This window comes from Endozoicomonas acroporae (genome assembly GCF_002864045.1).
Taxonomy (GTDB): Bacteria; Pseudomonadota; Gammaproteobacteria; order Pseudomonadales; family Endozoicomonadaceae; genus Endozoicomonas; species Endozoicomonas acroporae.
Window position 1 is genome coordinate 1 of the sequence record NZ_PJPV01000128.1, and the last position, 20,866, is coordinate 20,866.

The following is a 20,866-nucleotide window of genomic DNA, read 5'->3' on the forward strand; positions in this document are numbered from 1 at the left end:
GCAGGAGCTAGAGCAACGCAGGAGCAGTTGCCGTGTAGGGCAGTCTATTCTCGGTCAGCCTCCCAGGATCAACATAGTCTGGACTGATGCATCAAGAGCCTGTCTTAGCCTCTGCAATAAGTCGAATAGTCGTTTCTGTCAGCAAACTGACCGAACGCCAGAACTGACTTTTTTCTGTTTGCGATTCAGGCTCACTCTTTTGCAGTTGCAGCAAACTCTCTTGCAGTGCTTTCGGGCATAGCGCAGGACGGCAGGGGGTCTCTAGCTCCGGGTAGTTCTCCCGGTAAAAACGGGGCCAGTCAAACAGTATGCCGGGGTCAGCTTTGCCACGAAAGCCGGCAATATGCTCATGACCAAGCACCCTCTCAGGATCGCGCAAATCAGGATAGTGTTCTTTGAACCTGGCCATCACCTGCTGCAACGACTGGTACTGTGCTTCGGTAAACGGGAATACATTACCGTTATAATTCACCAGCTCGATGCCAATAGAGCAGTCATTTAACCCCTGAATGCCTTCCCACTCACTAACCCCTGCATGCCAACCGCGATAGACATGGCCATCCAGACAGTCAACCAGTTCATAAATCTCACCATCCGTATCGATCACCAGATGTGAAGACGCACAGGACTCAGGATTCATAAAAATGTCCAGCGTATCTTTCAGGTCTACCGCTGTATAATGAATTACCAGATAATCCACAGGAATTAACCAGTCATCCCTGTTCGCAGTTTTTACCCTGTTCACATTCAGAGTCATAAGCTCGCAGCCAGCCAGATATCAATCAGCTTATCATTGTCTGATTTTCCAGAGACTGCAAGCGGTCAAGATGTAACGATCAAGAAATTTTTGGAGGATAAACCATGGCCAAAGGGCTACTAAAGCATCAGGAGCGACAGAGTGCCCTGAGTATGCTGGGAAAGGACCTGGCACGGCGGGCAAAATCAAAATGTGAACTGTGTGAAGCGTCCGGCGTTCCACTATCCATCTATGAGGTAGAGCCTGTCCCCGGTGAGCCAGATTACGACCACTGTCTGATGCTCTGTGAAACCTGCAAAACGCAACTGGAACAGCCAAAACGTCTGGAACCCAACCACTGGCGATGCCTGACTAAAAGTATCTGGAGCCAGATACCCGCCGTTCAGGTGGTTTCTCTTCGACTGCTAAGAAAACTATCGGAAAGACAGGACTGGGCTATCGAAGCGCTGGAGCATGCTTACCTTGAGCCTGACATTGAGCAGTGGGCAGACGCCGCAAAAATATGAAAAGGGAGCAAAAAAAAGAGCCATTTATTGTTCAATAAATGGCTCAGCGTTCTTTAATCTTTTCGCTTTAACATCACCAAAGCCACCTGGCTATCAAGCACTTTTAGCTTTCTTTCGGCTTCTCTGAAGTGTCTATGAATGCCATTGACCTTTTGATCAGCAAGTTGAAGCGCAGCTTCTGTATTCTGATCCGGCATCGTAACCACCACAGGAATCGTAACATTTTTTTCACTATCGCCCATGGAGTCGGCATAGTGAAGCAACCCGTTTTTACGATCTCTTAACCAGGCTAAAAAGTGGCTTTCAGCAATCGCAAGCATGGCATCGGCTCCATAAGTGACTTTTTTGTTACCTTGAGACGTGGGCAGGCTAACATCCTTTTGCCAGTCTAATTTACACCTTTTGTGTTTACCCTCATTAGGTATGATCATGAATATGACTTCCGGACAATCATCTTTTCCCTCCGGTAAAAGTGCTTTTAAAGCACCGTTACTATATGTATCTTTCAAGCTATCAATAAAGATGTCGATCAAATCTTGAAAGTTATCCGCTCTCTTTGTTTTCGTTGTTACTAAATTTCCTGCAAATGGAGTGCTTTTTGAATATCCAGTCAGCATTTCTTCAACTTTGATTCTTTCTCCGTTTTCAACTTTATCAGACTCTCTGGAACGAACGAAAGGAGTACCACCCATACAGTGTTTATCCATTCCAATGATAACTTTCTCGGAGGTATTTCCGTTCTCATCAAAGTACTCGAAAATCTTGCGGATTACACCCTTATGTGCATGATGGTGCTCCATCGTCAGTTTTAAACTCAGGATGTCATTTTCATTATGATAATATTCAATAGTCTCTCCGATAGTATCCCTGTTATACACATGAGGCTTAGTTTCATTTTTTTTGAGTTTTAAATTTCCAGGAACTTCTTCATCCTTTATGAAAACATCAAAATTTTGTGATTTTTTGGTGGTTTTTTCTAATTCTTTACGATCATGATGCATCTCAATCAAGGTGACTTTTTGTTTGAGTGACATGGGTACACGCTGTAATTGCGATATACTTTGTAACGGCTCGGCTTCAGTATTCAAATACCCATAGATTTCATTAAGCATCTTGCTTATAAACTCAGCGGGTTCCAGTTGTTCTCCAAATGGTATAAATTCCAAATCCTCAAGATTAGCTTTAGTTATCTGTTGACCTGCAACCAGAGGAGTGCCTTTGAGAAGCATATAACCTGTAGATGGATCAGGAAGAGAGACAACCGTAGCGTATAATGAACCTTTTTTTGGAATTGCTGATATTTCTAATGAAATTGTCGCTTTTTTATTGTCATTTGTTAATGTTGCGCCATTTTCGAATGCCGATCCCACCACAAAATTTACAAGCCGCTCTTTATTATTGAAAGCAATATCCACAGCTTCACGCTTCAACTTGGCTGCTCTCAGGCTATAGTGTAATCTGATATTATCAAGTTCATCATTTGAAATATATTTATCAATATCTCCACCAGTATTGAATTTCTCCAGTAGGTTAACTAGCCTTTTTAAGGATCTGGTTTTATCAGAATCCCCTAAACGTTCAAGTGTTTCAATTTTATTATTTGCATCGCTAATCAACCTACCCAGCAATCCATCATGTGAAATAGACATAAAGAAGGATGCAAGGCCACAGTTATTGTTTCTTGCTTGAATGCCTGCTGGTCTTACCGTTGCTTCACTTGGATGAGTGATACGTCCGTCGGCATGAATAGCTGCTTGTTGTGGTAATGATGGACCCTCCATACATTTTGCCACAATATTACAAAGCGAATCTCTACCACCATAAGTGGCCGCCTCAACCTCCGTGGTAGTCAGTTGGATAGTACCAATATTGCTCCATATCCTTTTCTCGGTAGCGGCATCCATAGGACATAACGCTTTAAGTTGTTCCATTATTTTCGGGATTTGCTCCTCAGTGATTCTGGTGTTCTCGGATTGATCAGGCAGCGCTGACGGATCAATCTTTTGATTCCTAAAATCATATACCAGAGAGGGAGTCGGGTCTTTCATGCCCAGGGCGACCCAAGGCTCCGCTGCCTGTCTTTGCGGATGGTCCGGCCAATGGGTAGCTTGAGATTCGGCGCGGATAAGATATTCAGTACCACCATGCTCATCTGGTTTAGTGTCTACGACATGCTCATCTGGTTTAGTGTCTACGAAATGCCATGAACTAGATGAACTACCTGGACTAGATGTACCTGAGCTGTGACCAGATGAAAGAACACCCACCTCTTCTTTCATTGCCTCCCAAATAGCCTCTCTTATGTCGTAACCGCCTTCATCTTCCTCAGAGAGCCTGGAGTCAGGGTCAATGGTGTGACGACCTCCAACAGCCTCTATGACTTGTTTCGACGCGCCGGAGTCGGAAATAGAATTCTCAGGTCTATCAGCGTTAGAAAGCTCATCTGCAGACACTGAAACCTGGTTAGCTTCAACAGTAGGGCCAGGGGGAGTAGTCAATACCGGCGTGTTCAGCGTGGTGTACGCCGCTAGCACTATATCCAAAGCATCCTGAGTTTCCTTTTTCCACAAGTATCCAGCAGCTAGCTCGATAGTATTCTTATTCAGTCCTAATGAGTTAATGCTGCTTACAACATTTGTTAGGCTCTCGCCTTCTAATTGAGCATAGCGACGAATATTAAAGGATAATGTTGTAAATGGCTCTCTGGTTGCAACTGCCAAATGTTCAGAGTCAGCTTTTGGCAGGCCCTGAGTTACCAGCTGAACAGGCATGTCTGGAGCTTTTGTCAGGGCAGCATCGGACCTTGCTGTGGTTACCGGTGCCGGAGGCCTGCTGCTCACTCCTGGCATTAGATGCTTTCGCCTTGCTTCGCCGGGCTCTGGCGCTTTCGGTAGATTCAGGCCTTCTGTCAAAGGGGAAGTGGCAGCAACATTCGCTTCAGGCCTGATTGGCCGGAAGTGAGAGCTCGGTGGAATAAGCGGGGTTTCCTGCTTTTTCTGTGCCGATGGGCGCAAACGGAAAGTGGAGGAGCCTGAAGCATTAGCTGTTAGCGGAGTAGATGCATGAGCCCCTGGTAAATCAGTCTGGATAAACGGGGGCGTAATGTTCTTCACAGCAGCACGTTGTGAACTGACCTTTGGCGGCAGTTCTTCAGGCTGTCTGACATGCTTTATCCAATTAGCAGCCTTCCGGCCATTGTAGATGTCAAACCAGAGAGATTCGGTCAGAGCATCACCACTCAGACCCAGGAAAGCACCATCAGATGTATCTGCAACCGTTGTCGGTGGCCGATCTTGCTCATTGTTAGTCGGTGGAATGGGCACATGCTGCCGAGCTTGTGGTTTTAACCGATCTGACCGGGCATCCTGTATTTCTCTTTGAGTTCCCATACCCGGTGATTGCCTGGATCGGGTAAGTACCGGGCGTTTAATTTTTACTTTCGGTGGTTGAGGAGCGTGTGTTGCCTCTGATTGTCCCGGTCTATTGGCAGCGGTTTCAGCTCGCAGGTCGTAACGGGGTGAGTATTTTTGCCTATTCCCCTCAACTGTTGACTCAGACTTCTTTGCTCTTGAACCAGTTTCAGAATTGGTCATCCCGGCAACGGACAAAGTCATGTGTGCTGTGGCCACCTCTTCGAGGGCCCATCTGTATGCGACATCTAATTTCGTATCAGGTTTCAACGCCTTTAAATGCTGCATGACTGTTACTGAGTTTTGCAGTGTCGACACAGCCTTATGAACATCCTGTTCAGTTACCTCATTCATAAATTGGAGTCTTGGGTGAATTTCTTTACGGAAGATTTCACAACATACCCTGGCAATATCACTCAAAGACTTTGCAGAAGAGTCAGCGGCAGTACTCCGGTTGTGGGGTGAAGATAACCGGGTAACTGCAGTCTGTTGGCTTATTGAATAAGCAGAGGCTTCTGGTGCAAGTCGAGGTCCTGAAATAGCGCGGATTACAGAACCGGGCCCCGTGCTGACGGAGACTCCGGAAGGCCGCGGCAGCCTTGTTGAACAGGGACGACCTGCGAATTGCTGCGATGGAACAGGTTGTCCTGTGCCATCATTTTTAGCGGGATGTTTATATCTTTCATGAGTACCCGTATCATGCCTGCGCCTTGCAGATTCAGAGGGGCCGACACCAGGAGAAGAGCTTGTTGTTCCATAACCTTTATTCCCAACCTTATTATCCATTTTTTACTCCTTAAATACTCTGGAAAGATTTTTTAACCGTATGGGGTTTTAATCAGCTTAAGGGCTCTTCCTGTATTCCACTAGGACTTAATGTTTTGCTTACTTCAAGCAACAGTCATTGCATTCGTTAAGAAATCACATCTTAAGCAGATTAAGTTCGAATGATTTTCTAATTACTCCTTTTAGATCAATATTGAGGACAATAGTTCATTAAAGAAATAAAAATACCAGGTTAGAAAATTCCCCAATACTATTAATCTATTGATATCTAATGATTATCTGAGCATCAGGAGTCAATTGATTCTCGTCTGGACATTCCATTTTAAATCACATCTTTAATAAGATGAGCCAATGAGCAGCAGGGGATTTCACCATTGCGCAGAATATAAACCAAATCAGAAGCTTGCACTCTGAGCCGGGAGGGCTTTATAGTCATTAGCATGAGACAATTATGCAAATATTACGCTTTACTGTTATTTCTGCCCGCCAGCTTGATGGCAGAGACAGCAGAGCCTGCCAATCCGGTCAGTGAACTGGATCTGTTCCAGGTTGTCATGCCCATGCTGATGGTGGTCAGCCTGATTTTTGCGTTGGCCTGGCTGGTCAAGCGGCTTAACCCCAAACTGCCGGCCATGGGCAAAGATATCGAGTTATTATCCAGTGCGCCTCTAACGAATCAGTCACGCCTGACTCTGGTTCGGGTGAGTGGCAAAGATCTTCTTATTGGCATCACACCTAACCAAATCACTCTGCTGAAAGATTTTGATGCCCCGGTCGTCGAAAGAAGTCAGATCAAAGGGCAGACGGATCTGGCAGAGCAGTTTAAAAAACTCCTGGGCTCCAAAGGGGATGGTGATAAATCCTCTGAGAAAGCGGATGGTCCAGGGGGCCACGATTAACAGCTCCGTTAATCCACTTGTTTTGATCTTCTGGGTTCTCCTGCCTGACTGTTGTTTTCGGTTTGTCCACACCTGCTTATACACAAATGTTCATGACGATGGTTTGTCACCCTCTGTCATGAAAGCTTTAGCCACAGAGTCACGGAGACACAGAGGAAAAGCGTTTTTCTGTTCTCCGTGTCTCTGTGCCTCCGTGGCAATTTTCTTTCACGGCAAACTTATTCATAACTGGCAACAGGAGTTATACAGGTAGCGCACAGGTTATCCACATAAACCTGTGCGCAACCTGTCAATGCCTCCTAGCGTTCCATCATTTGTGATATCAACATCACCATCTTCATCTCGGTCAGACAGATCTGCTGTAAGGATTGCCGGTTATCTTCACTGAGATACCCCAGGCATTCATTTTGCTCATCCCGATCGTGCCATTTGCCAGCGGCCATATTATCCGGGTAGTAATGCAGCAGCTTCTCCTGCAGACCCTGGTGTTTTTCCTGCATGACCATCAGCATGCCGATCAGCACGGCAGGCGTGTCTCTCGATATTTCCTGACGCAACTTGATGTAATTAAAGTAGAGCATGATGATCCGCTCAGTACTGTCCCGCAGGCATAACAGGCAGAGGTAGGATTCATCCTCAATGGGAAGCGAATCGGCAGAGACCACAGTCGCTACTCCTTCCATAATGTCTTCCCGTGCAGACGGTCCACTGAGCCCTTTGACATCGCCATCAATTACCCACGCCATCGTAACCTCCTTCCCTGAGGTAGTGTTTTCTTCAGGTTAATCCAGATAGTGAACAGATTTCCACAGTTTCCCTGATCAACTCCCTGAATGAGCTGTGGATAAATCCTTTTATCCCTTACTGTTACTGGGCAAAACAATGCCTGTTTATTTTTTATACAGATGCAGTTTGGCTCACACCTCCTGCAAAATATTTGCAGGAGACTGACTGATGACCCGGCGAATCCCCAACCATCCGGCAATACCCAGAACAGCGGCACCAAACAGGGGTAATGCACACCAGATAAACCAGGCAGGTTCCCAGCGCAACTGGAAAACCCGGGTATTGAGCAAATAGCTGGCAAGCTCGGTACCACAGGCTGCCAGTAAACCCGCCAGAATACCGAACAGAACAAACTCGCCGATCTGCATGATCAAGAGCTGACGACGGGTTCCTCCCAGTGAGCGAATTAATGCGCCCTCGTGCAGGCGTTCATCAATGCTGGATTCAATCACGGACATCATCACCAGCAACCCTGCCAATAGCAGTGCCGCCAGCATCGCTTCGACAGCAATGGTTGATTGCGCCAGCATCTTCTTAACCTGGCTAATCACAGCATCCAGGTCCAGCAAGGTCATGGTGGGAAACTGAGTGACCAAACCATTGAGCAGCAGTTTATCCTCTGCATCCAGATAGAAGCTGTTCAACCAGGTAGCCGGCAGATCCTGTAAAATGGCCTCAGGAAAAATCATGTAAAAATTAGGCCGGAAAGACTCCCACTGGACCGAACGAATACTGCTCACCGTTTCGGTAAACTCATTGCCTGACACCATAAACGTCAGCCGGTCACCCAGATCAATACCCAGGTTTTCAGCAATTTCTGCCTCAATGGAAAGCCCCTCATTGCTGCCGGGTTCCCACCATTCGCCCTGTTCAATCCGGTTATTTTCCGGCAACGTTTCTGACCAGGTCATATTCAATTCACGGTTCAGGGCGTTATGGTTCTCCTGTTCTTTGGTTACTGCCTCCCTGACGGGCACATCATTAATGCGAACCAGACGACCACGGATAATCGGATAGAGCTGACTGGTATCCACATCATTAATGGTCAGAAACTTGGAGTATGCGTCAACTTCAGACGGCTGGATATTCATGGCAAAGTAGTTGGGTGTCTCGTCCGGCAACTCATTCTGCCAGCGATCAAGCAGATCGGTGCGCAGTAGCAGCACCACCGCCATGGCCATAAAGGTTAGGGTAAATGCCAGAAGCTGGGCCGAGGTCTTGCCTTTACCCCGGATAATCCTGCTGACCCCGGGACGCCAGAACACCGGCAGGGCAGCAAGCCTCTGACGATTGCCCAGTTGAGTAAGCAGCAATTGCACGCCCAGGGAGATCATCATCAGCACCGCCCCCGAAGCCACGGCCAGAATCAGCGCCATCACCACCTCGCCGGTGTGATACCAGAGCAGCAGAAACACCGCCATTAACGAAAAGCCATATACCAGCCAGGAAGCCGCCGGTGCAGGCGACAGGTCACGTCTTAAGACCCTCAGTGGCGAAACGTCCTGTAGCCGTAACAGTGGCGCAAGCCCAAAGCCGGCCAGGGTAATCACTCCGGTGAGCCCACCAATCAGCATCGGCATGATGCCCGCTGCGGGCAGCCAGGCGGGCAATACCCCCCTGAGTAACTGGACAATCCCTTCCTGAAGCAACCAGCCAATCAATACGCCGGGAAGCGCCACCAGCACCGCCACAAAAGCCAGCTCCCCAAGCAACAGTCTCAGCACCTGCTGGCGACTGGCTCCCAGGCATCGCATCACCGCACAACTATCAAAACGGCGTTCTGCAAACCGCTGGCTGGCCATGGCCACCGCAACGCCAGCCAGCAGCATCGCGGCCATACTGGCCAGGCCAAGAAACTGCTTCAGCCGCACCACCGAGTTGCGCAGATCACGTCGACTGTCGTCGGCCATCAGCAACTGTTCACTGGTATCCAGACGACTTTTGGACCATGCCTTGAATTGTTCCAGTGATGAAAGCTCTCCTGCCATCAGCGTTTTCCAGCTGACCCGGCTGCCCGGCTGGATAATGCCGGTGCTTTCCAGGTCCGCCATATTGAACATCAGCCTGGGCGAAAAGCTGTAAAAATCACCTCCCCGATCCGTTTCCAACGTGATTGCCCGGGTAATGGTCAGCCAGGTATTCCCCAGCATCACCTGATCGCCGATAGCCACGCCCAGTAAAGGAAAAAGCCTGGGTTCAAGCCAGGCTTCACCCGGGCTGGGTGTGTCATTGACAATCTGGTCTGGGGCAAAGGGTTGATCTGCCGTACGAATATGTCCGCGCAGTGGATAATTGTTTTCCACAGCCTTGGCAGAGACCATCTGCATTTCATCCCCGGCCATCACCACCGAGGGAAATTCAAGCACTGTGGATAACTTTAAATCCTGCTTTCTGGCTGCTTCGAGAATCTCTGGCTGCACCGGTCCCGGGCTGCGAATCAACATATCGGCACCCAGTACTTCTGCCACCTGTCGTCCAAGAGCCAGTTGCAGGCGTTCACTGAACAGGGCAATGGCGGTACTGACTGCAACCGCCATCAACAGTGCCGCCACCAGCAGCCAGAGTTCGCCGGAGCGCCAGTCCCTGAGCAGGAAACGCCAGGCGAGTCCGAAGGTACTTTTCGGCTTGTGGATAACCTTATTGTGCTTAAGACTTGCGGGGGAACTGTTCACCGTCATAGCACCGCCTCCAGACGACCGCCGTGTAATTTCAGTATTCTCTGACACCGTCTGGCAAGGTCCATATCATGGGTAACCAGGACAATAGTGGTACCGCTGGCCTGATTTACTTCAAACAGGAGTTCAATAATGCTTTCACCGGTTTTCTCATCCAGATTGCCGGTGGGTTCATCGGCAAAGAGGATATCCGGTTCCCCGGCAAATGCCCTGGCAATGGCGACCCGCTGCTGCTCACCACCGGACAGTTGTTTCGGGTAATGCTCCAGCCGGTGCTCCAGACCGACACGGGTTAGCAGTTTCCTGGCCCGTTCACCGGGGTTATCCACACCCGCCAGCTCAAGGGGCAACATAACGTTTTCCAGTGCCGTTAGGTTGGCAAGTAACTGGAATGACTGAAAAACAAACCCGGTATGCTGCCCGCGCACCGTTGCCCGCTGATCTTCATCCAGATGATCAATGCGTTTTCCGGCCAGACTGACACTGCCTGCCGTGGGCAAATCCAGCCCTGCCAGAATACCCAGCAGCGTTGACTTGCCTGAGCCGGAGGTCCCTACAATCGCAACGGATTCACCAGACTTGATCTGAAGGTCAAGTCCGGACAAGATGGTGAGTCGGTTATCACGGGCAACCACGGTCTTTTCCAGACCTGAGGCAGTCACCGCCAGTGAATCAGATTCTATCGATGGAGTGGTTTCAGCGGCGGTCTCAGAGGTGAGAGTGTTGCGGGAACCGGAGAGCGCATCATTCATGAGAAAATCCTTATTTCGTCGTCTTTTCACCAGCTCAAGGCTTTCTATTGGCTCAAGGCTGTTTACTCTTGTTTTAATGTCCCTTCCGGCCATCAATTTGTCAGCTTCAGAAAAAACACTATTAGTGTATGGCGACAGTCTTAGTGCTGCCTACGGTCTTACGGATATCAATCGGGGTTGGGTGCAATTACTTCAGGAAAAAATCGACAGCCATCAGTACCCCTGGAAAATTGCCAATGTCAGTATCAGTGGCGAAACCACCGCCGGAGGCCTGAGCCGATTTCGCAAAACGCTGGCACAGACCAACCCGGACCTGGTGTTACTGCAGCTGGGTGCCAACGATGGTCTGCAGGGAAAGCCGCTGAAAACCATCAAATCCAACCTTGATCAGATGATCGCCCTGACCCGGGAATACAATTCTGACATTATTCTCTTTGAAATGAAGATCCCGCCCAACTATGGACCGGTCTATACCCGACGTTTTACAGAAACTTTTCATGGGCTGGGTAAAAAGTGGGACGTACCAGTGATTCCCTTCTTCCTGGATGGCGTTGCAGGCAATGATTCACTCAATCAACCGGACGGGATTCACCCGACGGAAGCCGCCCAGCCAATCCTGTTAAACAATGTATGGCCTGAGCTGCAACCCCGGTTGCAGCAGTCAACCCTCTCGGTGATTAAGCCCGGGGCTTAGGAATTGTCCCTGAATAACTTCCTTTTTTTCGCCACGGAGTCACGGAGTCACAGAGGAAAAGATTTTTTCTTTTCTCCGTGTCTCCGTGGCAAGGTTTTTTCTTTACTCGACAACATCGGATGTGGAAGTTATTTCAGGACAGTTCCTTAACCACCTGTCGTACTTTATTACCCGCGACCAGTTCCAGAAATTCATCCCCCAGCCGCTTGCTCTCATTAACCACCCGCTGCCAGTAGCGCACCCGTTCGTCGTAGGTAAATCGGGCAAAATCATTGCGATCGGGTATTTTTCCATAGGGAAGCCGGTCAACAAATGCCTGTGACGGCGAAACCAGTACCATATTGTCGGTATTCTGTGGCAACGGCCTGCGATGCTTTAAGGCCTTGTCAAACCAGCCTGGAATCATCCTTGAGTAAAAGTGTGGATAAAGCACCAGACCATCACCCTGATGAAAGCGCATATCGAAGTGGTAATCGGTAAGCCCGCCATCCCGATAGCAGCCTGCGGGCGCACCAGAGATATTCTTCACCCCCTGCATTACCGCAGGAATGGAGCCAGAGGCCATAATGGCATCCACCAGATTGGCTGCCGTCAGTCGTACACGCTCAGTCGGAAGATCATCGGCATGGTAAAAAGCAGGCTTCTCTGAAGTGTCATAGGCTGGATGATAGAAAAGAGTACGGGTAAAAAATGACGACAAATATTTTCTATTAATCAAGTTTCCTGTAGCGGCAAGCCCCAGGCCGACCAGTTGTAGCGGTTTTCGCTCAGAAGCGGTCAGTCCATGGCTTCTCACGGCAATCAGATTAAAACGGAAAACGGGATTATCAAGAATCTGTCCGACACTATCGGAGGAAACGATGGTTTCTACCAACTCTCTGGCTTTTCGACTTATTTCAGCAGCATCTGGCTTGCTGGAATAACTGGTGTAAATATAGCCCTGTTCAAAACGCTCATGGGCAGCCAGAGGGTCATCCTGGCTGTAACAGCTGAAACGCCAGCTGCCGGCGGACGTACCAATCAGATCCAGCGGTGATGTTCTGTCGCGGAAGTATTCGCCCAGTAAAGCTTTATCCAGGCCACTGAGGACAAACCACTTTGGACCACCAGAAGCGCCTACCATGACCTTGACACTCTCCTGGGGCAAACCATTGGCACGAATACTGTCCAATGCCTTTGCCCCGGCCTGAATATCAATCAGACTGCCCATACACCGCTCTCCCTGAAAATTACCAACCAGTGTTATCGATTATAAGGATGATGAGTATGCCAGTGTTGGGCAATCTGTTCCCGTGTACATAGCCATACCTGCTGCCTGGATTGCACATAATCCAGGAAACGGGTCAGGGCTGCCGCCCTCCCCGGTCGTCCAGCCAAACGACAATGAAGGCCTATTGAGAGCATTTTGGGAGCCGTGGCACCTTCTTCATAAAGTACATCGAAAGCGTCTTTCAGATAACTGAAGAACTGATCGCCACTGTTAAAACCCTGGGCGGTGGCAAAGCGCATATCATTGCAGTCCAGCGTATAGGGAACCACCAGCTGGGGTTTACCAAACCGGGTATCCCAGTAGGGAAGGTCATCGGCATAGCTATCGGCGTGATATAAAAAACCTCCCTCTGCCACCACCAGCTGCTCGGTATTTGGACTGCAGCGCCCGGTATACCAGCCGGTTGGGCGCTTACCGGTCACTTCGGTGTGCAGACGAATCGCTTCCTGCATATGCCGACGCTCTTCATCAACGTCCATAAACTGATAGTCAATCCAGCGATAACCATGGCTGGCAATCTCCCAACCGGACTCTATCATGGCTCTGACAGCTTGCGGATTACGCGCCATGGCCATGGCGACACCGTACACAGTCACCGGTATCTGCCTCTGTGAGAACAGCCGGTGAAGTCGCCAGAACCCGGCCCTTGAGCCGTACTCATAGATCGACTCCATACTGATATGACGCATGCCCTTATGAGCCGGAGCACCAATGATTTCCGAGAGAAATGCCTCCGATGCCTCATCACCGTGAAGAATGCAGTTCTCGCCGCCTTCTTCGTAATTGATAACAAACTGAACCGCTATTCTGCTATTACCCGGCCACTGGGGATCAGGCGTCGTTTTGCCATAACCAACCAGGTCTCTTGGGTAGTCATCTGTCGTTAAAAGAGGATCGAACGTCATTGGGCTCTCCATTTTTTTATTGCCTGCCTGATGGGTTCTATGGCATAAATGCTCAAAAAATTGACTAAATGGTCAAATAATAAAATCTTATTCTATCAGGAAAAATTGGTGCAAAGCTCACACAAGTTTGCCGCTATCAATGCACTGAAAAATAATAACAGCAGGTTCAACACATTAATGAATAACTCTTCTGATGATCTCGCCGCACAGTGGCAGCAGACAAGAATTGATCTGGCAGCCCGTGCGTTGGGTGGGGATGTTCTCGACTGCAGCGATGATTTCTTTGCCGAAAAAGATAACCTGCTACTGGCTGAAGAGCCGGTATTTCTGCCAGAAAAATATACGGCTTACGGCAAATGGATGGATGGCTGGGAGTCACGCCGCCGTCGCGATGCACCGGGTTTTGAAGGCTGTGACTGGGTCATTGTGCGCCTGGCTGCTGTGGGTGAAATCGAAGCGCTGGATATTGATACACGTCACTTTAAAGGTAATGCCCCCGGCGCAGTGCAGCTGGACTACCTGCTTGATGACGCCGATCCCAACGAACAGAGCAACTGGCTACCGCTGACGGATCGGGTGGACGTACAGCCCGATTGCCGAAACCTGATTACTCTGGATCAGTCTCCGAGAGTAGCCAGCCATATTCGTCTGCGAATTTACCCCGATGGCGGTGTCGCCCGTCTCCGGGTTTATGGCAAGGTTCATCTTGATCAGCGCCATCGCTTACCGGGTGAGCCCCTGGATCTGTCGGCACTGATGAACGGTGGCCGCTCCGTAGCCTGCAGTGACTCATTCTTTGGCCCTATGCAAAACCTGTTACTGCCAGGGCGTGGTGTCGATATGCATAATGGCTGGGAAACCAGACGTCGGCGGCAGGGCGGCAATGACTGGATGATGGTCAAGCTGGCTCTGCCCGGAACTATTCGTCGCGTAGAAGTGGATACCTTGCACTTCAAGGGTAACTACCCTGACCGTTGCAGCCTGGAGGCCTGTCACTTTGCTGGGGAAAACCCTGAAGATGCAACGGATCCTGTGCAATGGCATACCATTCTTCCGGAACAGAAACTGCATGCTCATCGCAACCATCGGTTCTTGAATGAGTTGCAGAATACGGAACAACCATACACCCATGTGCGTCTGAATATATTTCCTGATGGGGGGGTATCAAGGCTTCGCGTTCTTGGTTATGAGAGCGGTTATGAGAGCGGTTTTGAAAGCGACGTTGAGGGGAGTAGTTCATGACACTGGATGAACTGAACAGTCTGGATATGGATAGCGCCAGGCATTTTTTCCGCCAATGCTGTACCAGTGACCACTGGCTGGAATACATGGCGAACAACCGGCCATACTCCAGTCAAGATCAGCTTCTATCCACAGCGGACACCAGTTGGTCCGCCTGTGGAGAAAAAGACTATCTACAGGCTTTTGCAGGCCATCCGAAGATTGGCGACGTAAACAGCCTGAAAGCAAAATACGCCAATACCCGTGATATGGCCGGTCATGAGCAATCAGGCGCAGCCACTGCCAGTGACGAAACACTCAAGGCATTAGCAGACGGTAACACCGCTTACGAAACCCGCTTTGGCTATATCTTCATTGTCTGCGCCACCGGGAAGTCAGCGGATCAGATGCTGTCACTGCTGAATGACCGGCTGAATAACCAGCCGGAACATGAACTGACGATTGCCGCTGCCGAGCAACATAAGATAACCCGGCTACGTCTGAACAAACTGATTGAATGGAGGCAAATGGCATGACCGGCATCAGCACCCATATTCTGGATACCGGTAGCGGCTTACCGGCAGAAGGAGTCCCTGTCTCCCTGTCAAAACAGGCAGGTGATGGCTGGCAGCCAGTGGGCAGTGGCGTCACCAACAGTGATGGCCGCATTCCAAACCTGGCGACAGATGACCTGAATCTTCCCAAAGGGGTTTATCAGCTGCATTTCGCCATTAAGGATTATTTCCAGAAGCATAAAGTCCAGTGCTTTTACCCGGAAGTTGTGGTGACGTTTGAGGTCAGTGATGACCGTCATCACCATGTTCCGCTGCTGTTATCACCCTATGGTTACTCAACCTATCGGGGCAGCTGATTGACTCAATATAATAAGAACGAGAACAAGGCTTATGGATAAAGAAATACCAGCCCAGACGCTGAAGGTGGAAATACTGACCCGTGAAGCCTTTGAACCTTTTGGTGATGTACTCGAAACCCGGGATACACCGTTGGTGATCAATCAGGGTCGCTGTCAGAAATACAGCGACCTGACATCCGTCACCACGGATGATCAGGGTTACACGACAATACATATCTATAAAACAGCCCCGATTAACCACGCTTATCAACTGGACCTGCTGGAACGACACCCGCTGGGTAGCCAGACATTTATGCCCCTGGCAGGCCAGCGCTTTCTGGTGGTGGTGGCCCCTGGCTCCAGTGATGATGCGACGCCCGATTTGTCATCCATTCGCTGCTTTCTGACCAACGGTAAACAGGGAGTTACCTACCACCCCGGAGTCTGGCATCACCCTTTACTGTCCGTTGATGGCGGAGAAGAGTATCTGGTGATTGATCGTCAGGGACCCGGTGATAACTGTGATGAGGTCCTGATGTCTGCGCCGTATATTGTGGAGGTGCCATGATGAGTCAATCGGTAGTTTGGCGAGCCTCTGTCCTGCACTTTCTGGAGGATCCGGCGAAACAACAGGGCTCAGAGGACGCGTGGGAGTTTTTTGAAGACGGTGCCCTTCTGGTTGAAGATGGTCTGATAACCCGATGCGGCCCGTCCGATCAGGTCTTTAAGAATCTGCCCGCCGGAACAGAAATAAAAGACCTCACCGGTCGTTTTCTGATTCCGGGTTTTATCGATACCCACGTACATTATCCACAGCTTGAAGTACTGGCAGGCTGCGGTGTCCAGTTACTGGACTGGCTCAACCAGTACACATTTCCGGCAGAGCAGAAGTTTGCTGATGAGCAATATGCCAGTGAAATTGCACAGTTCTTTCTGGATCAGTGCCTCAGCCATGGAACCACCACAGCCCTGGTGTTTGGTACCGTGGCACCTCAGTCCGTTGATGCCTTTTTTCAACAAGCCCATCAACGAAATCTGCGTATGATCGCAGGCAAGGTGATGATGGATCGTAATGCCCCTGACTATCTGCTTGATACTCCTCAAAGCAGCTACGAAGACAGTAAAGCATTGATCAACCGGTGGCATAACAAAGGGAGATTGTCGTATGCAGTAACCCCGCGTTTTGCCCCTACCTCATCATCGGAACAGTTGCACATGGCTGGCCGGTTATTGCGGGAACACGATGGTCTTTATCTGCACACCCACCTCTCGGAAAATCCGAAAGAGATTGATTGGGTTCAGGAATTGTTCCCTGACAGCAAACACTATGTGGATGTTTACGATCAGCATGGCTTGCTGGGCCCCCGGTCCGTATTTGCCCACTCTGTCCACCTGTGTGACCACAGTTGGCAGCGAATGGGCAGTTCCGGCTCGTCCATCGCCTTTTGCCCGGGCTCCAACCTGTTTCTCGGTAGCGGGCTGTTTAATCTGAACCGGGCAAAGGCCCATGGTATCCCCACCGGTCTTGGCACCGATGTGGGTGGGGGAACCAATCTCTGCCTGCTCAATACCATGAAAGACGCTTATCAGGTATCTCAGTTGCGGGAGGAAACCATCTCGCCGCTTCAAGCTTTTTACCTGGCCACATTGGGAGGTGCCAGGGCACTTCATCTTGACGACAAGATCGGTAGCTTCCGCACAGGCAATGAAGCGGATTTTCTGGTGCTTAATCCGGCGGCTACCCCAATGCTTCAATTCAGAACGGAAAAAACCAAAACATTGGAAGAGTTGCTTGGCGTGTTGATGGTGATGGGCGATGACCGGGTCATTGAAAAAACCATCATCATGGGTCAGGAAGCCTGAAAGCCGGAAGTGCTGACGACACCATTACGTCTATAACAACCGTCGCTCAGCATTTTCAATAATAAAATGAGTATTGAACCATGGAATCCTATCTACAAGAGTGGTTAAACCTGCTATTTCGCTGGCTGCATGTGACTGCCGGTGTCGCCTGGATTGGCGCATCCTTTTATTTCAACTGGCTGGAAGGACGGTTGGAAGCTGCGCCAGCAAACAAGCAGAAAAAAGGCATCAAAGGTGAGTTGTGGGCGCTGCACGGCGGCGGTATTTATGAAGTGAATAAATATCATCTTGCCCCGGAAAAGCTGCCGACAACGCTGCACTGGTTTAAATGGGAGGCTTATGTCACCTGGCTGAGTGGTATGGGCTTACTGGCCATTATTTATTACTGGGGGGCCGAGAGTTATTTACTGGCACCGCAGTCTGCACTGACGCCAGTTCAGGCCATTGCCATCAGTATCTTCAGCCTGCTGACCGCCTGGCTGATTTATGACCTGTTGTGTAAATCCCCGCTGTTCAAACAGGAAACGCTGTTCAGCCTGGTGCTGTTCTCGCTGGTGGTGTTTGCTGCCTGGGGCTACGCACAACTGTTCAGTGGCCGTGCCGCCTATATTCACGTCGGTGCGCTGATTGGCACCCTGATGGTGGGAAATGTGTTCAGGGTGATTATCCCTTCCCAGAGAAAACTGGTTGCTGCCGCTGAACAGGGGGATACCAGCTTTAATCCAAACATTGCCAAGCATGCTTTGCTGCGCTCTCGCCACAACAACTACTTCACACTGCCGTTGTTGTTTATCATGATCAGTGGTCACTATGCCATGACCTTTGGCAGCCAGTGGAACTGGGCAATTCTGGCGGTTCTGGCTGCGGCTTCAGTGCTGGTTCGTCATTTCTTCAACCGACGCAATCAGGGTGCCATTTTAACCTGGCTATGGCCTGCTGCGGCGGTGTTGATGTTGACTCTGGCCTTTATTATCCGGCCACAAATGGCTGCACAGCAGGCACCGATGGCAGAGCAAGCGGCTGTGGAGCAGGGTGATATTGTGGAGCTGGTTACTGCCCGTTGCAGCACCTGTCACTCGGCAACACCGACCGATCCTCTCTTTCAGTCACCGCCCGGTGGCCTGGTTTTCCACGACTATGATTCCATCGCCAACAAGGCTGATAAGATTTATAGCCAGACCGTACAGACACAGATTATGCCATTGGCTAATCGTACGGGCATGACCGATGAAGAGCGCAATTTACTTGGCCTGTGGTATCAACAAGTGAAGTCTGAGCAGAGTGTTCAATAACGTGCAGGTTGGTATAAAAGCTAACAATTAAGGTCGCTTCCCGCCGCCCGCTTCCCGTAAAAGCACAATCAGCCTGTCTTTTTCGGGCAGCGGGAAGCGGGCAGTGTTTATTGAAATGTCAAAGTGATTAAACGACTCTTGAGAAATGCTATTTGATAAAGTGCTGACGATAAAACCGAAGTTCATCAATAGACTCACGGATATCTTCCAGCGCAAGGTGAACACCCTTCTTGGAAAACTGCTCCAGTAATTCCGGCTGCCAGCGACGAGCCAGCTCTTTCAGGGTGCTGACATCAATATTCCGATAGTGAAAGTAGTCGTGCAGCTCTGGCATATATTGCCAGAGGAAACGGCGGTCCTGACCGATGGTATTACCGCACATTGGCGAAATGCCCTGGTCAACGTGTTGACGGAGAAAATCCAGCGTCATCTGCTCAGCCTGCTTTTCACTGATGGTGCTGGCTTTGACCCGATCCGTCAGGCCTGTGGCTCCATGGGTGTTAACACACCACTCGTTCATGGCACCCAGAACGTCATCACTCTGGTGAACCGCGAGAACCGGACCTTCCTCCAGAATGTTTAACTGGCCATCGGTAACAATTGTCGCGATCTCAAGAATCCGGTCATTGACTGGATCCAGGCCCGTCATTTCCAGGTCGATCCATACGAGATTATCCGATTTAGCCATCCAACACCCGATCGTCAAAGTTTAGAAAGTCTGAACGGTTTGATAATTACCTGTAAGTCAGGAAAAAACCAACTGATTCAATAGATTATAGAGAGCTTTAGTTCCCTGCCCCGTCGCTGCAAAAAGATGGATCAATTTAAGGGCAGATAACGAATCAGCTGACATAATAAGTCTACTTCATTCATAATTGCAGCGAAATCAGCTCAATACAAATTTATGATACTGTCCAACCTTACAATTCAGGCTCTCTCCCGCACACTATGAGTAAGCGCAAACTAACGCGCAGACAAAGCTGGCGCATTGAGAAAATTCAGGAAGAACGCAAAGCCCGCGCCCAAAAGCGTGAGGATAAGATTACCCTGGAACTTCAGGATGACTCCCTGGGACCTGAGCAACCCGGCCTGATTATTGCCCACTATGGCGCACAGCTGGATATCGAACCCATTGGCAAACCCGGTGAGACCTATCGCTGTCATCTGAGGGCCAACCTGCCACCACTGGTGACCGGTGACCGTATTGTCTGGAGAGCTTCCAGCAAAGGCGGCATGGGGGTGGTAGTGGCACTTGAGGACCGTGACAGCCTGTTATCCAGACCGGATATGCGAGGACAGCTAAAGCCGGTAGCTGCCAATATTGACTACATTGTTCTGGTCATCGCCCCGGTGCCTGTTCCCCATTCAAACCTGATTGACCGTTATCTGGTGGCTGCGGAAACCGTGGGTATTGAGCCGGTCATCCTGCTCAATAAAACCGATTTGCTGGTAGGTGGAGCGAGTCGTCCATCTGTCGGTAAAGAGCTGGACGATATGCTGATTAACTATGAGCGTATTGGCTATCGCGTACTTAAAGCCTCCACCCGGACGGAAGATGGGCTCAATGAACTCAAGAGCCTGCTGAATGAACACACCAGTGTTTTCGTCGGCCAAAGCGGTGTCGGAAAGTCTTCTCTGGTCAATACACTGCTGCCCGGCGTTGATACCAAGGTCGGCCCGCTGTCCGAAAGCACCGGCAAAGGCACCCATACCACTACGGCAGCCAGGCTATTCCACTTCCCGGCCGGTGGTATGCTGATTGACTCCCCGGGGATTCGTGAATTCGGACTTTGGCACATGGAACCGGGAGACGTATTGCACGGCTTTAAGGAGTTTCGTCCCTTTATCGGGCACTGCAAGTTCAGGGATTGCAGTCATGAACAGGAGCCGGGTTGCGCTATTCGCCAGGCCCTTATGAATGGCGATATTCTTCAGGAAAGAATGGACAGCTACCAGAATATTTTGAATTCTCTGGAAAAAGCCTAGGAGCCTGTCCGAGAATAGCGCCCGTAGCGAGGACGGCAGAAAATTGAGGATAAAAATTTCGTTTTGTGAGGTGAATAGCGGGGCTATTTGCCGAACGAAACGGAATTTTTAGACCAATTTGCTGCCACCGCACGACTGCATGGATGCAGGAGCTAGGGCAACGCAGGAGCAGTTGCCGCGTAGGGCAGTCTATTCTCGGTCAGCCTCCTAG

At 49.9% G+C, this 20,866-nt stretch carries 18 protein-coding genes; 10 read left to right on the forward strand and 8 right to left on the reverse strand.

The annotated features are described in order from the left end of the window. Window positions 1-91: 91 nt before the first annotated feature. Window positions 92-757, reverse strand: a complete 666-nt coding sequence (locus CX664_RS17850) for an N-acetylmuramoyl-L-alanine amidase (RefSeq protein ID WP_101748036.1) — start codon at window positions 755-757, stop codon at window positions 92-94. A 104-nt stretch (window positions 758-861) separates the two neighbouring features. Here CX664_RS17850 and CX664_RS17855 point away from each other — a divergent pair, with 104 nt between their 5' ends. Continuing rightward, window positions 862-1,263 carry a phnA protein gene (locus CX664_RS17855; RefSeq protein ID WP_101748037.1) on the forward strand — a complete coding sequence of 134 codons (402 nt, stop codon included), beginning with the start codon at window positions 862-864 and terminating at the stop codon, window positions 1,261-1,263. Between the two features lie 53 nt (window positions 1,264-1,316). Here the strand turns inward: CX664_RS17855 and CX664_RS17860 are convergent, their stop codons facing one another. Next, window positions 1,317-5,459, reverse strand: a complete 4,143-nt coding sequence (locus tag CX664_RS17860) for a hypothetical protein (RefSeq protein WP_146000122.1) — start codon at window positions 5,457-5,459, stop codon at window positions 1,317-1,319. A gap of 494 nt (window positions 5,460-5,953) precedes the next feature. Between CX664_RS17860 and fliO the strand changes: the two genes are divergently transcribed. Then, window positions 5,954-6,358: a flagellar biosynthetic protein FliO gene (gene fliO / locus CX664_RS17870; protein ID WP_180966541.1), complete on the forward strand. Its 405-nt coding sequence runs from the start codon at window positions 5,954-5,956 to the stop codon at window positions 6,356-6,358. A gap of 299 nt (window positions 6,359-6,657) precedes the next feature. On the opposite strand, the gene CX664_RS17875 is transcribed toward fliO, so the two are convergent. The 3 genes from CX664_RS17875 to CX664_RS17885 form a co-directional block, all read right to left on the reverse strand. Beyond that, window positions 6,658-7,104: a hypothetical protein gene (locus CX664_RS17875; RefSeq protein WP_101748041.1), complete on the reverse strand. Its 447-nt coding sequence runs from the start codon at window positions 7,102-7,104 to the stop codon at window positions 6,658-6,660. Window positions 7,105-7,275: 171 nt separating this feature from the next. Then, entirely contained in the window at window positions 7,276-9,822 is a 2,547-nt protein-coding gene (locus tag CX664_RS17880; protein ID WP_101748042.1) for an ABC transporter permease, read from the reverse strand. Then, window positions 9,819-10,571 (reverse strand): ABC transporter ATP-binding protein, encoded by a 753-nt coding sequence (locus CX664_RS17885; RefSeq protein WP_101748043.1) that lies wholly within the window; start codon window positions 10,569-10,571, stop codon window positions 9,819-9,821. Before CX664_RS17885 ends, CX664_RS17880 begins: the two co-directional genes overlap by 4 nt. Between CX664_RS17885 and CX664_RS17890 the strand changes: the two genes are divergently transcribed. Beyond that, complete coding sequence (locus tag CX664_RS17890; protein WP_101748044.1) at window positions 10,570-11,265, forward strand: arylesterase; 696 nt, start codon at window positions 10,570-10,572, stop codon at window positions 11,263-11,265. The genes CX664_RS17885 and CX664_RS17890 overlap by 2 nt on opposite strands. Before the next feature lie 133 nt (window positions 11,266-11,398). On the opposite strand, the gene CX664_RS17895 is transcribed toward CX664_RS17890, so the two are convergent. Both CX664_RS17895 and puuE read right to left on the reverse strand, forming a co-directional pair. Continuing rightward, window positions 11,399-12,475: a patatin-like phospholipase family protein gene (locus tag CX664_RS17895; RefSeq protein WP_101748045.1), complete on the reverse strand. Its 1,077-nt coding sequence runs from the start codon at window positions 12,473-12,475 to the stop codon at window positions 11,399-11,401. 32 nt (window positions 12,476-12,507) lie between these two features. Further along, window positions 12,508-13,440 (reverse strand): allantoinase PuuE, encoded by a 933-nt coding sequence (gene puuE, locus CX664_RS17900; RefSeq protein ID WP_241693453.1) that lies wholly within the window; start codon window positions 13,438-13,440, stop codon window positions 12,508-12,510. Window positions 13,441-13,548: 108 nt separating this feature from the next. On the opposite strand from puuE, the gene alc reads away from it, so the two are divergent. The 6 genes from alc (at window position 13,549) to CX664_RS17930 (ending at window position 18,669) form a co-directional block, all read left to right on the forward strand. Then, window positions 13,549-14,682 (forward strand): allantoicase, encoded by a 1,134-nt coding sequence (gene alc / locus CX664_RS17905; protein ID WP_244910687.1) that lies wholly within the window; start codon window positions 13,549-13,551, stop codon window positions 14,680-14,682. Continuing rightward, window positions 14,679-15,197 carry a 2-oxo-4-hydroxy-4-carboxy-5-ureidoimidazoline decarboxylase gene (gene uraD, locus CX664_RS17910; RefSeq protein ID WP_101748047.1) on the forward strand — a complete coding sequence of 173 codons (519 nt, stop codon included), beginning with the start codon at window positions 14,679-14,681 and terminating at the stop codon, window positions 15,195-15,197. Before alc ends, uraD begins: the two co-directional genes overlap by 4 nt. Then, on the forward strand, window positions 15,194-15,532 hold the full coding sequence (uraH, locus tag CX664_RS17915) for a hydroxyisourate hydrolase (RefSeq protein ID WP_101748048.1): 339 nt from the start codon (window positions 15,194-15,196) through the stop codon (window positions 15,530-15,532). The genes uraD and uraH overlap by 4 nt, the downstream gene beginning before the upstream one ends. Before the next feature lie 34 nt (window positions 15,533-15,566). Beyond that, complete coding sequence (locus CX664_RS17920; RefSeq protein WP_101748049.1) at window positions 15,567-16,082, forward strand: ureidoglycolate lyase; 516 nt, start codon at window positions 15,567-15,569, stop codon at window positions 16,080-16,082. Then, window positions 16,082-17,377 (forward strand): guanine deaminase, encoded by a 1,296-nt coding sequence (gene guaD / locus CX664_RS17925; RefSeq protein WP_101748050.1) that lies wholly within the window; start codon window positions 16,082-16,084, stop codon window positions 17,375-17,377. Before CX664_RS17920 ends, guaD begins: the two co-directional genes overlap by 1 nt. 80 nt (window positions 17,378-17,457) lie before the next feature. Continuing rightward, window positions 17,458-18,669: a urate hydroxylase PuuD gene (locus tag CX664_RS17930; RefSeq protein ID WP_101748051.1), complete on the forward strand. Its 1,212-nt coding sequence runs from the start codon at window positions 17,458-17,460 to the stop codon at window positions 18,667-18,669. 148 nt (window positions 18,670-18,817) lie between these two features. Here the strand turns inward: CX664_RS17930 and orn are convergent, their stop codons facing one another. Further along, window positions 18,818-19,357, reverse strand: a complete 540-nt coding sequence (orn, locus tag CX664_RS17935; protein WP_101748052.1) for an oligoribonuclease — start codon at window positions 19,355-19,357, stop codon at window positions 18,818-18,820. Between the two features lie 260 nt (window positions 19,358-19,617). On the opposite strand from orn, the gene rsgA reads away from it, so the two are divergent. Beyond that, window positions 19,618-20,655, forward strand: coding sequence for a small ribosomal subunit biogenesis GTPase RsgA (rsgA, locus tag CX664_RS17940; RefSeq protein WP_101748053.1), 1,038 nt, complete (start codon window positions 19,618-19,620; stop codon window positions 20,653-20,655). Window positions 20,656-20,866 lie beyond the last annotated feature (211 nt).

Bases quoted from the DNA above. Each gene is read 5' to 3' on its own strand.
- CX664_RS17850 (WP_101748036.1), bottom strand. From the start codon at position 757: ATGACTCTGAATGTGAACAGGGTAAAAACTGCGAACAGGGATGACTGG.
- CX664_RS17855 (WP_101748037.1), top strand. From the start codon at position 862: ATGGCCAAAGGGCTACTAAAGCATCAGGAGCGACAGAGTGCCCTGAGT.
- CX664_RS17860 (WP_146000122.1), bottom strand. From the start codon at position 5,459: ATGGATAATAAGGTTGGGAATAAAGGTTATGGAACAACAAGCTCTTCT.
- fliO (WP_180966541.1), top strand. From the start codon at position 5,954: ATGGCAGAGACAGCAGAGCCTGCCAATCCGGTCAGTGAACTGGATCTG.
- CX664_RS17875 (WP_101748041.1), bottom strand. From the start codon at position 7,104: ATGGCGTGGGTAATTGATGGCGATGTCAAAGGGCTCAGTGGACCGTCT.
- CX664_RS17880 (WP_101748042.1), bottom strand. From the start codon at position 9,822: ATGACGGTGAACAGTTCCCCCGCAAGTCTTAAGCACAATAAGGTTATC.
- CX664_RS17890 (WP_101748044.1), top strand. From the start codon at position 10,570: ATGAGAAAATCCTTATTTCGTCGTCTTTTCACCAGCTCAAGGCTTTCT.
- CX664_RS17885 (WP_101748043.1), bottom strand. From the start codon at position 10,571: ATGAATGATGCGCTCTCCGGTTCCCGCAACACTCTCACCTCTGAGACC.
- CX664_RS17895 (WP_101748045.1), bottom strand. From the start codon at position 12,475: ATGGGCAGTCTGATTGATATTCAGGCCGGGGCAAAGGCATTGGACAGT.
- puuE (WP_241693453.1), bottom strand. From the start codon at position 13,440: ATGACGTTCGATCCTCTTTTAACGACAGATGACTACCCAAGAGACCTG.
- uraD (WP_101748047.1), top strand. From the start codon at position 14,679: ATGACACTGGATGAACTGAACAGTCTGGATATGGATAGCGCCAGGCAT.
- uraH (WP_101748048.1), top strand. From the start codon at position 15,194: ATGACCGGCATCAGCACCCATATTCTGGATACCGGTAGCGGCTTACCG.
- CX664_RS17920 (WP_101748049.1), top strand. From the start codon at position 15,567: ATGGATAAAGAAATACCAGCCCAGACGCTGAAGGTGGAAATACTGACC.
- guaD (WP_101748050.1), top strand. From the start codon at position 16,082: ATGAGTCAATCGGTAGTTTGGCGAGCCTCTGTCCTGCACTTTCTGGAG.
- CX664_RS17930 (WP_101748051.1), top strand. From the start codon at position 17,458: ATGGAATCCTATCTACAAGAGTGGTTAAACCTGCTATTTCGCTGGCTG.
- orn (WP_101748052.1), bottom strand. From the start codon at position 19,357: ATGGCTAAATCGGATAATCTCGTATGGATCGACCTGGAAATGACGGGC.
- rsgA (WP_101748053.1), top strand. From the start codon at position 19,618: ATGAGTAAGCGCAAACTAACGCGCAGACAAAGCTGGCGCATTGAGAAA.